Source organism: Lactobacillus panisapium, assembly GCF_019469265.1.
GTDB classification, from domain to species: Bacteria; Bacillota; Bacilli; order Lactobacillales; family Lactobacillaceae; genus Lactobacillus; species Lactobacillus panisapium.
In genome coordinates, this window is sequence record NZ_CP048268.1 from 1,429,682 (window position 1) to 1,442,288 (window position 12,607).

General features: G+C 36.4%; 11 protein-coding genes. All 11 read right to left on the bottom strand.

The genetic code is table 11. The annotated features are described in order from the left end of the window. Positions 1–468, bottom strand: a complete 468-nt coding sequence (nrdR, locus tag GYM71_RS06830) for a transcriptional regulator NrdR (RefSeq protein WP_103751882.1) — start codon at positions 466–468, stop codon at positions 1–3. Beyond that, on the bottom strand, positions 455–1,072 hold the full coding sequence (coaE, locus tag GYM71_RS06835) for a dephospho-CoA kinase (protein WP_220219929.1): 618 nt from the start codon (positions 1,070–1,072) through the stop codon (positions 455–457). Before coaE ends, nrdR begins: the two co-directional genes overlap by 14 nt. Then, positions 1,069–1,899 (bottom strand): bifunctional DNA-formamidopyrimidine glycosylase/DNA-(apurinic or apyrimidinic site) lyase, encoded by an 831-nt coding sequence (gene mutM / locus GYM71_RS06840; protein WP_103751884.1) that lies wholly within the window; start codon positions 1,897–1,899, stop codon positions 1,069–1,071. The genes coaE and mutM overlap by 4 nt, the downstream gene beginning before the upstream one ends. A 13-nt stretch (positions 1,900–1,912) precedes the next feature. Then, positions 1,913–4,588, bottom strand: coding sequence for a DNA polymerase I (polA, locus tag GYM71_RS06845; RefSeq protein WP_220219930.1), 2,676 nt, complete (start codon positions 4,586–4,588; stop codon positions 1,913–1,915). 209 nt (positions 4,589–4,797) lie between these two features. Further along, positions 4,798–6,069 carry an SLAP domain-containing protein gene (locus GYM71_RS06850; protein ID WP_220219931.1) on the bottom strand — a complete coding sequence of 424 codons (1,272 nt, stop codon included), beginning with the start codon at positions 6,067–6,069 and terminating at the stop codon, positions 4,798–4,800. A 150-nt stretch (positions 6,070–6,219) separates the two neighbouring features. Beyond that, on the bottom strand, positions 6,220–6,975 hold the full coding sequence (locus tag GYM71_RS06855; protein WP_220219932.1) for a DeoR/GlpR family DNA-binding transcription regulator: 756 nt from the start codon (positions 6,973–6,975) through the stop codon (positions 6,220–6,222). An 80-nt stretch (positions 6,976–7,055) separates the two neighbouring features. Further along, positions 7,056–8,432, bottom strand: coding sequence for a PTS transporter subunit EIIC (locus GYM71_RS06860; protein ID WP_220219933.1), 1,377 nt, complete (start codon positions 8,430–8,432; stop codon positions 7,056–7,058). A 33-nt stretch (positions 8,433–8,465) separates the two neighbouring features. Beyond that, entirely contained in the window at positions 8,466–9,404 is a 939-nt protein-coding gene (locus GYM71_RS06865) for a sugar phosphate isomerase/epimerase family protein (protein WP_309505890.1), read from the bottom strand. A 549-nt stretch (positions 9,405–9,953) separates the two neighbouring features. Then, complete coding sequence (gene murC / locus GYM71_RS06870; protein ID WP_220219934.1) at positions 9,954–11,264, bottom strand: UDP-N-acetylmuramate--L-alanine ligase; 1,311 nt, start codon at positions 11,262–11,264, stop codon at positions 9,954–9,956. A gap of 331 nt (positions 11,265–11,595) precedes the next feature. Next, positions 11,596–12,243: a YtpR family tRNA-binding protein gene (gene ytpR / locus GYM71_RS06875; protein WP_220219935.1), complete on the bottom strand. Its 648-nt coding sequence runs from the start codon at positions 12,241–12,243 to the stop codon at positions 11,596–11,598. A gap of 20 nt (positions 12,244–12,263) precedes the next feature. Then, entirely contained in the window at positions 12,264–12,584 is a 321-nt protein-coding gene (locus GYM71_RS06880; protein ID WP_220219936.1) for a thioredoxin family protein, read from the bottom strand. Positions 12,585–12,607: the final 23 nt, after the last annotated feature.

Consider the following 12,607-nt stretch of genomic DNA (forward strand, 5'->3'; position numbering starts at 1 on the left):
CTAGTTCCCCTTCTCTCGCTTAGCAATCATATCCTCCATTGTTTTCATGAAACTAGACATATCTTTAAATTCACGGTAAATGGAAGCAAAGCGAATGTAAGCAACATCATCTAGTTCAGCCAATTCATCCATTACTAGTTGACCGATTTTCTTCGAAGAAATCTCACTTACTCCCTGCTGTCTAACCTTATTTTCAACATGATCAACCAATTGCTCGAACTGCGAGCTTGTAATTGGACGCTTTTGACCAGCTGCCATGACACCATGCAAAATCTTTTTTCGGTTAAAAGGTTCCCGGGTATTGTCATTTTTGATTACCAATAATGGTGTTGTTTCAATTCGCTCAAAAGTAGTAAACCGAAAACCACAGTTTTCGCATTCACGCCGTCTTCTAATAGCACGATTTTCATCACTCGGTCGAGAATCAATCACGCGCGAGGCATTTTGCCGACAATTAGGACATTCCATACTGGTCCTCCTTTATTAATTTAAGTAGCAGCTCGTTTAATTTGTCTTCTAGTTCTTTTATTGTACCAGTATTTGTAACAACATAATCAGCTAATTTTTGCTTTTGCGCTAAAGGCATCTGACTATTAATTCGCTTTAATGCTTCAGCTTCAGTTATGTGATTACGCGCCAGCAAGCGTTTTACTTGCATTTTTTCAGGTACAGCAATCAGCAAACTGCGGTCACAATAGCTTAAACCACCTGACTCAAATAATAACGGTGCATCTACTATGATAAGTGGCTCATTTTCCTGTTTATGTTGGCTAATTTTAGTCTCGATTTCTTGAAAAATCAACGGGTGGGTAATTTCATTTAATTTAGCTAAGTCTTTAGGTGAATTAAAAACTAATTTACCTAACTTTGCGCGATCAATTGTTTTGTTTGCTGCTAAATACTGATCGCCAAAATAATTAATTACTAAATTGTAGCCCTTTTCACCTATATCTAAAATATGGTGAGCAATTAAATCACTATCAATTACTGGAATATGCTTTTTTATAAAAAAGCTATCAGCTGTACTTTTACCGCTAGCTATTCCCCCAGTAAGACCTAAGACAATGGTCATTGATAATTCACCTGACACTTAGGACAATATGTTGTTCCACGACCATTTACCTTGATTTTTTCAAGAGGGGTTCCACATCTTGCACATGGTTCACCTTTATGTCCGTATACCCGCAACATTTTCTGAAAGCCGCCAGTTTCACCATTAGCATCCAGATAAGTGTGGACGGTTGTCCCACGCTCAGCAATAGCTAATTTGATCAAAGAATTAATATTGTCATGCAATTGTTTCACTCTGGAAGGTGGAATCTTATTGGCCATACTTAACGGATGAATTCTAGTTAGCCATAAAACTTCATCGACATAAATATTGCCTAAACCGGCAACTACAGATTGATCAAGAAGCGTATTTTTAATATTTTTCTTTTTATGCTTAAGACAATTTGCAAAATAAGCAACCGTGAATTTATGAGAATTAGGTTCAAAGCCTAGTTTACTAATTCCTGTTGTTCTTTTTTCTGTTCCAGTTTTAACTAATTGCATTCGGCCAAATTTGCGGACATCATTATAACGCAAGGCTGTATTATCAGTAAAAGCAAACTGCACGTGATCATGTTTATCTTTCGGTGCAGCCACGTCAACTAGACGATACTTTCCTTCCATGCGTAAATGGGAAACTACAGTTAAATCATTCGTTAGCCGAATCAATAAATACTTTGCATACCGGTCAATTGCCACTACTTCTTGACCCGTAAGCTTTTGAACGAATTCTGTTGGATCACTAGCAATAATTTTGGGATACCACAGCGTGATTTCTTTAATCGTTTTTCCTTTAATTAAGGGGAGAAGAGTACGGCGAACCGTTTCTACTTCCGGCATTTCTGGCATTTATTATTACTCCTTATTTTGCATCAAACCAATTATGACCGTACCCTGAATCAGCGACAAGCGGAATATCAAGAGTAACGGCAGACTGCATTACCTCTGGGACAATCTTTTTAATTGTTTCTATCTCATCTTTTGGCACATCAAAAATCAACTCATCATGAACCTGAACCACCATTTTAGTCTTAAGGTGTAAATCATTCAATTTCTTCTGCATATTGATCATCGCAATTTTAATAATATCAGCAGCGGAACCCTGAATTGGTGAGTTAATTGCAGTTCTTTCCGCAAAAGACCGCACATTATAATTCTTTGCATGAATATCAGGCAAGTACCGTCTTCTATGCATAATTGTTTCTGCGTAACCTTTTTCGCGAGCAAATTTAACGGCCTTATCCATATATTCTCTAATTTGCGGGTATTGCTCAAAATAATTATCGATAAATTCTTTGGCTTGTTTTCTACTAATATTCAGATTTTTCGATAAGCCATAATCCGAAATTCCATAGACAATACCAAAATTGACTGCCTTTGCTCGGCGCCGCATTAATGGCGTAACATCATCGGTTGACTTCAAGTGGAATATTTTCATTGCGGTATGAGCGTGAATATCGTAGCCGGTCCTGAATGCTTCTTGCATTTGTTCATCACCAGAAACTTGAGCTAAAACACGCAATTCAATTTGAGAATAATCACAAGAAAAGATATAGCCATCAGGTTCACTTGGAACAAAAGCCTTTCGAATTTGCTTACCTTCTTCTGTTCTCGTCGGAATGTTTTGTAAATTAGGATCAACCGAAGATAGGCGTCCAGTTGCCGTTAGAGTTTGCAGATACCGTGTATGAACTCGACCATCTTTTTGAATAACATCTAGCAGGCCATTAACATAAGTTGACTGAATTTTAGCAATTTGCCGGTAAGAAAGGATTTGCCCGATAATTGGATTTTCATCTTTTAACTGGTTCAAGACATCAACTGATGTTGAATAACCGGTTTTAGTCTTTTTAATTGGCTTGAGGCCCATTTTTTCAAACAGAATATGACCAAGTTGTTTCGGCGAATTAATATTAAATTCTTCACCAGCCTCATCATAAATCTGCTTTTCCATCTTTTTAAGTTCAACAGCAAATTCATCTTGCAGCTCAGTTAAAGTATCAGCCTGAACCTTGATTCCATTTATTTCCATAATCGCTAAAACGCGTGCCACTGGAATTTCGATACTTGCAAACAAATCATCTTGTTCATGCTCTTTTAGTTTGGCAAGCAGCGTTTCTTTCAAGGTTTCAATTGCTTCGACTTTGGTGGCTAAATGATTATACAGCACATCGTCATCAGTAGGAATCTTTTCACTTTTACCTTTGCCATAAACGTCAAGATCACTTCTGACAGTGTCATTCCCATACATCCGGCAGACTTCGGCCATGTCATCCGAATTATTTTCATTATTAATCAAATAAGAAGCTAGCAGCATATCATATTCAATCCCATGTGCGTGGATTCCTAAACGATTGAGCCCCACAGTTGTCCGCTTAAGGTCAAAAACATCTTTACTAATTTTCTTATTTTCTAAAATCTGTTTTAGCTTGGCATCCTGTAATAGCGTTACGTCACGACTTAGAAAAATCTGTTTGCTAATCTTAAAGGCAAAACCGACGAACTCGGCCAAATGATAATTTGGTCCCAGCATCCCTAAGTAAAAAATGACCTCATCGCCTTCATTAACCGTAATTTTAGCCAAGTTGTTCTTGGTTAACTCGGTGTATTCCATTTTGACATGCGAATCTTGGGATGTCTCATTTTTACTAGAATCTCCGTCAGGAGTTAATTCACTCAAAAACTTGCGGAAATTCATTTTCTCGTAAAAACGCCGCAACTTTTGGTAATCAACTGGCCGTCTTTTAATATCATCAATTCCAATGGTTACTGGCGTATCACAGTTGATCGTAGCCAATTTTTTACCTAACAGGGCTTTATCCTTATCATTAAGCAAATTTTCTTTTAGCTTTGATGCTTTCATGTCATCAATGTGATCATATAAGTTTTCAACTGAACCATATTCTTGAATTAACTGCGATGCTTTCTTTGGTCCTACTTTGGTGACACCCGGATAATTGTCCGAGTTATCCCCCATCAAGGCCTTCATATCAATAAATTCAGTTGGGGTAACACCATTAACTTCCTTCATATGTTCAGGCGTATAGGACTCAAGGTTCATCACACCTGACTTGGTTACCATCACCGTGGTGTGCTCAGAAGCAAGCTGCGTTAAATCCTTATCCCCAGTTACGACGGTTACATCAAAACCATTTTTTTCACCAATTTTTGCAAAGGTTCCGATAATATCGTCGGCTTCATAGTTTTCTAATTCATAAGTCGAGATGCCTAAATCGTGCAATAGTTCTTGCACATATGGTAGCTGCTCCGAAAGTTCACCTGGGGTTTTTTGTCTGCCACCCTTGTAATCAGCATACATCTTATTTCTAAAAGTAGTTTTACCCGCATCAAAAGCAACTAAAACATGATCTGGCTGAACATTGTTTAAAACAACATCAAGCATATTCTTAAAAGTATAAATGGCATTTGTATGCAATCCTTCAGGGTTTCTGAAATTTTCAAGTTGACGATAAAGTGCATAAAACGCACGAAAGGCAACAGAATTACCATCAATTAAAAGTAATTTTTGATTAGCCATTAGATCTCCTCACAATTATCACTGGTTTTTAATTCAACTACCATTTTACCAGTTTTTACGGCATTCTGGCATAATACTGTTTTTATTCAGATTTGCTATACATTTTAGCCAATTAACTTCAATTCAGAAGCCAAATTTTAAATTTAGAACCCGTTTTTTTGGCTAGTAAAAAGCATTGAAAACTTAATTTCAATGCTCTAACTCGCTATTTATTGAATAAAATTCTGACGCTCTAACAAATATGGCGTACTGGTTCCTAACAACTGATCGCCTTTTTCTTGTTTTGGTGTGCAATTCAACACGTTACTATGAGCTTTTTGCAAAATTGCAGTCGCTTCTTTTACCTCAGCAATTGTGGCCTTTTCAGATTTTAAGGTATTTTGTGCTAATTGCAACGCATAACCAAATCTAAAACCACAAAGGGTAAAATTATTGTCTTTTTGGTATGGTGTAATCAATTCTTGATCAACTAAAGTCTGTAATTTTTGTTTATCTTCTTTAGTAGCAATTTTAGCATCCGCTTGCGCTTGTTCTGGAGTGTTATTTGGTTTCAAGTATGGGCCTGAAATGTAATTTGTTCCCTCAACCTTAACATAAGTTAAACTTGGCGTTGCTGCTGGCTGATAATTTGCTAGTGAATAAAAACGTGGTTTAGCCCATGAATCTTTTAACAGGTAAAATAATTCAGCCTTCTTTTCACTAGAATTCCATAAATAAGCAAGTTTTTCAACTGGATACATGTCACCAGTGTTAAAAGTCGAATTTGCACTTTCAGTCGGAAGTGCTGTTGCGGTGATGTCATAAGTCCCAGCTGTTTTTAAAAAGCCGACATATGTAGCTTGCGTATACAGTTTCAAATTCTGCCGGGGGTTTATAGCCAAATCTTTCTTAGGAATAAAAGCTTCGATCGTACCGCTAATTCGGTAATTAACTACAGGCTTAGAATCGGTCGTTAATGCAGCAATACTGTCTACCCGATAAGTTTTTCCGGGCTTGATAACCGTCTTATCTTTACCAATTCCTGCTGTATAAGGTTTTACCTTTTTAGCGATTTTGACCTTTGCCTCATGAGTATAAAGTGGCTTATTGTTAACTTGACCAACATTTACTGCCTTAACAAAGCCGCCTGAACCCAAGCTGTAAAAGTATTCTCCACCAATTTTATGGTAAGGCAGCCATGATTGATGATAATTATCATCATTTAAAAGATAAAACTGTTTGTCATTATGCTCAATCGGTTCGATTTTACCGACAAAAGGTACACTTAAGCCCTTTTTTAAATGCGCCTTTTGCTTGCTTCCTTGAAACTTGCTTAAACGCTTACCGTGTTTATTATAAACATAGGCGTTATGTGCTAGTGTTATTTCATTAGTTTCTTCGGTTGCCTCGATTGGCTGGGCACCCAAACTTAAATTAGCTACCAAGCCAAGAGCAAACATACTGACTACTGAACCAATTGCTGCTTTTTGCTTTAATTTCATATAATACCTCTACCTGTTTTAGATTTTAGTATTAATTTTATAACAAAATCGAAATTAATAAAGAAAAAACTCACATAAAATTAAAAGCGTTTAGTAATAAAACGCTTTTAATTAACTAATTTAACTTAAACTATAAAAAACAAATGACAATTAATTCTGACCTTTACTTTTAGGGAAAATAATTTGAGTTTGTTTAGCAATTTCGGGATCACTGCTATCAGAAATCAGGGTGGCATCCTTCAATTCCAAGGCTTGAACATTTGACGATATTCCAAATTTACTACTGTCAGCAAGAATAAAGGATTGTGTAGTACGCTTTGCAATCAGCTGCTTTTTTATCGCCTCGTCAAATTGTGGAGTAGTGTAACCACTATTAAGACTAATACCGTTCATACCAAAGAAAGATTTATCAAACCGCAACTTAGAAAGCAAATCATTAGTTAAGGCACCTGTAAGTGAAGACGTAACTCCATTATATTTACCGCCAATTAAAATAATTTCTGCCTTAAAATTGCCACCTATATGACAGACCTGTGTGTTAGTCGTATAAACTGTTACTTTCTTGTTCTTTATCTTATCAAGTAACAGTGTACAAGTAGTACCAGAATCAATGTAAATGGCATTATTATCGTGAACTTCTTTTGCTGCGAGTTCAGCAATTAGCTTTTTTTCCTTTTGATGATTGTGCTCTTTTTTGGCAAACTCAACCTCACCAGCACCATCGCAAAGCCTCACAGCTCCACCAAAAAGATATTCAATTTTTCCTTCATTTTCTAAGGCTTTAATGTCTCGTCTCAATGTTGAAATTGAAACGCCTGGAATTTGCGCGTGAAGTTCCTCAAGTTTACTCATATCTTTGTTTTCAAGAATTTGCAAAATTTGATTTTGTCTTTCAATCGGAAGCAAGTTAATTCCCCTTCTTTATAATTTTCATGCTCCCTTTATTATACTCTTATAATATGTTATTTCATTTGCTTTTAATCACATTAGGCAAGATGTTCATCACGCCTTGTAACTATAAAACCTAGTGCAATTCCGACAATAGTGGAAATTGCTAAGCCAATCATTGCATTAAGAAAATTATTACTGTTTTTAGCAATGAAAGCGGGAAAAGTGGTTACTGACCCAAAAACAAATGCATTTGTATATACCTTAGTTAGTCCTAAGTATGCGCCGCCCAAAGCGCCAGCAATTATTTGCGCTGCCCAAATTCTACGATTTTTTACTAAGAGTCCGAACAAAGTTGGTTCAATAATTGCCGACAAACAAATAGTGATTACACCAGTCAGCGAAAAGCTCTTCAATTCTTTATTGCGCGTCTTAAGCCAGACCCCAAGAGCAGTGCCAATTACACCAAAGTTGCAGGCAAACGTTAGTGGACAAATAAAGTCAAACCCTTGAGTTGCAATATTATTAATCATAATTGGATTGACGGCCCAATGGATCCCCAGTGAAACGAGAAAACTCCAGCCCCCGCCAACAACAACACCAGCTAATAGCGGAACATTTTTAATTAACCAATTAACAATATTAGCAACTAATTGTCCGCCATAGACACCAAGAGGACCAATAACAATTACCGTTAAAGGTACCATAATAAGCAGACAAACTAATGGGACAACGACTAATTCCAGGTTCTTGCTTACATGCTTATCAAGCCATCTATATAGATAAGAATACGCCCAAATTGCTATTAGAATTGGAACAACCGTTGAATTGTAATTCATTAATACAACAGGAATTCCTAGAAATGATGTCATTGCCCCGTTGCCGTGACTTCCCATTAATTGGATAAAGTCTGGATACAAAAGGGCACCAGCAATTAAAGCAGCAATATAGGGACTAACTTTAAATCTTCGTGCAGCCGAAAACGCCAAGAGAATAGGTAGAAAATAAAAAACAGCTTTTGATGCAGCGGTCAAAATAACAAATGTACCGCTCTTTTGGCTAATCCACCCCAGTTCGCTGCAAAGAAGCAATAAGCCATATAGAATACCTGATCCAGCTAAAGCTGGCAATAGTGGCGCAAAAATACCTGCTATTGCAGTAAATAATGCATTAACATATCCCTTAAAACCCTCAGGCTTGAGATTGGTACTGACTGTTTGAGCGCTATTACCATTTACTAGTTTTTCAAATTCACTAAAAACTTTAGGGACTTCAAGTCCAATCAAAACTTGGTATTGACCGCCTCCCCGCGAAACGTTAATTACACCGTCTACTGCTTTGACTTTGTCATCATTAATTTGGTCATTTTTTAAGTTTAATCGTAATCTTGTTGCGCAATGCGTCATATTAGAAATATTATCAGGCCCGCCAACAGCATCTAAGACACCTTGTGCCGTTTTTTTATAATCCATCATATGCCTCCTTGAAATAAATCTAGGCTTTGTTAGTTAGTTTTTCATAAATTCAAGTAATAGTTCGCGTGCCTTAATTGCATCATTTTCTTGAATTATGGTCTCGATATGATCCATTCCAATTCGGTCTAAAAGGTTCAACAGATACTTCAGCATTTCAATATTTTTCGCAGTTTCCTGACTAGGATTTTCAATTACCGGAGCGGTATCAAAGTAATACATCCCATCAAAATCATATTTTTTCATGTAATACAAAAATTCTAAGGTTTTAAATGGTGTAACAGTTCCAACCATTAGACCATCATCATGTACGCCATAACCGTCATTAATGTGAACACCAAACAATTCTTTTTGACTTGCAAATAAAGCAGCACCCATGGCAGGATTTTCATGTTTCATTAGCATATGACAATAATCTAGTAAAACCCCAAAATTTGGTCGGTTAATATCTTTCAGCATCATGCCCAAAATTCCCATACTGTCAACAAAGGCATAGGCACGAGGCTCATATGGTTTATATTCAATACTAAATTTAATGTCAGGAGCATAATCTGCAATTTCTTGACATGCTTTGACGATTCGTTGCCATACCTTTAAGTAATCAATTTGGAAGCTGTAATCAAAACCGTCGTGAGCGCTCCAGATATTAATCATTGTTCCACCAATTGCATGACAATAATCAGCGGCTTTTTTACACATCTCAATGGCATCTCGATAAATTCGATCATCCAAGTTGCTTAGATCGCCATTAAGATAATGATCCTCAAAGCGCATTTCCATTCCATTGGGACACAAGTCATTTTGCTGAAGCATTTGCTTCATTTTTGTTGCTGGAATACCAATTGTCTGCTGCGGAAAGTTAATATCAACATAATTGATTCCTACCCTTTTTAATTCCTTAAAAACCTGATTGATATCATTATTGTAATGTGGCAGATATGCATTTAATCTTGTTGCCGTTTTAATTGTAGTCATTGCTTTCTCCTTGTATTTCAATTGTTATCGTTTACATTTTCATTATATTCCATAAATTTCCATTTTACAACCACATATTTTCAATTTATTTTATTTTATTTCAAAATATTTCATATAAATGACTAAACCTTTTACATGCTAAAAAGTAAAAATAAGAGAGCTTGCTAAGACTTAAATAGCAACAAGAAGATCAAAAGCTAAAATACGCAAAAAAGCGTTGAGTTTATTTCTCAACGCTTTCTTTAAAAAAATCTACCGCAGTCTTTATAACCCGATTATTTTCGCTCGTGGCTACTAAAAAGCTCGTTGTTAATTTGGCTTTATTAATCGCATTTTTATTATGCTTATTTATGTGAAGCTTGCTAGTTAAAGTAACGTTAGTATGCGGCTGTTTAGTCCTACTATTTGGTCTTAATTTTTAACCCATAACCTAGAATATCTTTGGCACTGACCAGCAACTTTGTTATGACAACATTAAACAAGAAAAATGGAGTTTACGTTAATTAAACATAAACTCCACTTAAACTATTAACAAAATTTTAGATACAATTACAGCAGCTTTTCTAAAGCATCTTCATATTTCTGAATATCGCCTGCACCCATAAAGACAATAACACTATCTTGGTTTTGAGCTAAGTCAGCAATATTATCTAGATTAATAACTTCAGAACCAGGGATGTTAGCAACTAAATCATTACTGGAAATATCTCCACTTGCTTCACGAGCAGAGGCATATATCGGCGTAATGTATGCCTTATCAACACCGCGTAGAATTTCTTCAAAATCTTTTGCATATTTCTTTGTCCGGGTGAATGTATGAGGTTGAAAAACAACTACTAATCGCTTGTTAGGAAACTTTTGACGTGCTGCTTGAATTGTTGCTCGCATCTCAGTAGGATGATGAGCATAATCATCAATCACATTAATGTCACCAAAATCTTTTTCTGAAAAGCGTCTTTTGGCCCCTGTATATGACAATAACCCCTTTTTAATGTCATCTAATGGAATTTTTTCAGTGTAAGCAACGGCAATAACGGCGGTAGCATTTAAAATATTATGGTCACCAAATAGATGAATGGTGAACCTACCAATTTCCTTACCATGTGTAATAACAGTAAATTCAGCCCCCGCAGTCGTTCTGTTGACATCAACAGCCTGAAAGTCATCATTGTCCTCAAAACCATAAGTATATTTAGGGATCTTAGCTTCTAAAGCCTGCAAACGCTCATTGCCTCCCCAAACAAACAAAGCCTTTTTAGTCTGATTAGCAGCAGTTTGAAAGGCTGAAGTATAGTCATCTTGGTCTTTGAAATAATCCGGGTGATCAAAATCAATGTTGGTCATAATTTGGTAATCAGGATGATACGCCAAGAAGTGTCTACGATATTCATCAGCTTCATAAACAAAAAAGCGCGAATCTTTCACTCCCTTACCTTCCCCATCACCAATTAAATAGGAGGTTGGAGCAGCTTCACCCATGACACGGGCAAGAATACCAGTTGTAGATGTTTTCCCATGCGTTCCGGAAACTCCAATACTTGTATGCATTTGAACGATTTCTTCAACAGTATCCGGATAACTTTGCCAGGCAATCTGCTTATCTTCACAAGCTTTAACCTCGACATTATCATTCTTAAAAGCATTACCTTTAACAATTACTTGTCCTGAATCTTTAATGTTATCTGGCGAAAATTGTGTTACCGGTATGCCAGCTTTTTCTAGTGGTACCTGCGTAAAAGTATATTTTGCAATATCACTACCAGCTACATCATAACCTAAATCCTTAAGCAATAAGGCTAATGAAGCCATTCCGGTACCTTTAATTCCGATAAACCAAATTTGTTTATTTTTATCTAACATTTTCTAAGCTCCAAAATTCTATTTAACATCGTTTCTTATTTTACCATTACTACAATAAAAAGAGCTTAAACTCCGAAAAACTGCCGGAAAAATTTTGACAGTTTAAGATCATAATTGTTCGCAAACGATAGTTAATTAGTACCATTGCGGTACATTAATTATACTTAGCTCTAAGTAAAACATCCGTTGTTAAATTTCAACTTTACCACCAAGACGGTAGTGGTCCAATTAGCTATAGTACAAGCCAGTTAACTTGGAAATTTTTTTAACTATTAATACCACTAACTTTTTTCAAGCAAAAAAGGCCCCACATTGATGGAGTCTTTTTACTTTATAAACTAATTTTGCCGCTGGCAAGCAATTCATCACATTTCTCAGCGTCAAATGCATCCCCAACGGAGAAATCATCAGGTACAACCATGATGCCACGCTTTTGTGGTGCATGTTCTAAGCCTAATTCACGAGCAGAACAAATCATGCCATATGAATCAACTGACCGTAATTTACCTGGCCAAATCATCTGACCATTTGGCATTAATGTCCCTGGAAGGGCCACAACTACTTTTTGCCCTTGAGCAATATTTGGCGCACCACAAACTATTTGATGCTCCTCACCATTACCAACATCGATGGTTGTAACATGCAGGTGATCAGAATCAGGATGTTTTTCACAAGTTTTCACATAGCCGTAAACTAGTGTCGGCTTACCATAAGCAAGCTTATCATCAAAACCTGCATCGGCAAGTTTTTGATTTAAAGCAGCTAAATCCTTTTCAGAAAGTTTAACCTCACCATTTGGTAACTTGTCATAATCAATTACTTGGTCAACGTTAAAGAAATTGTAGCCTGTGACATTACCTTTTTCGTCAGTAATACGCGTAATATCTTCTTTTTCTTCGTATTCACTTTTACCTTGGTCTTGACCTAAAATCACAATCAAGGTATTAGGATAACTTTGTTTATTAATACTAGTAATCATTTACAATAATCCTCTTTCACTTAGTCAAGTGACCGCAAAAAGTCTTCGACTTCTTCCTTGGTTTTGCGATCCTTATTAACTAGTCTACCAATTTCTTGACCATCTTGGTAGACAACAAAAGAAGGAATTCCCATAATATTTAACTTTTTAGCGACATCTACTGCACCATCACGGTCAATTTGATAAAATTTGCTATCAGCAAAATCACTTTCAATTTCCGGCATTAACGGGTCTAAAAAGCGGCAATCTGGGCACCAATCAGCTGAAAACTCGAGGACTACTCGACCAGTTTTGGTAATTTCAGCTAATTTTGCATCATCAAATTTTTTTATTTGTTCCATTTGTAAACCTCTCAATTCAAATC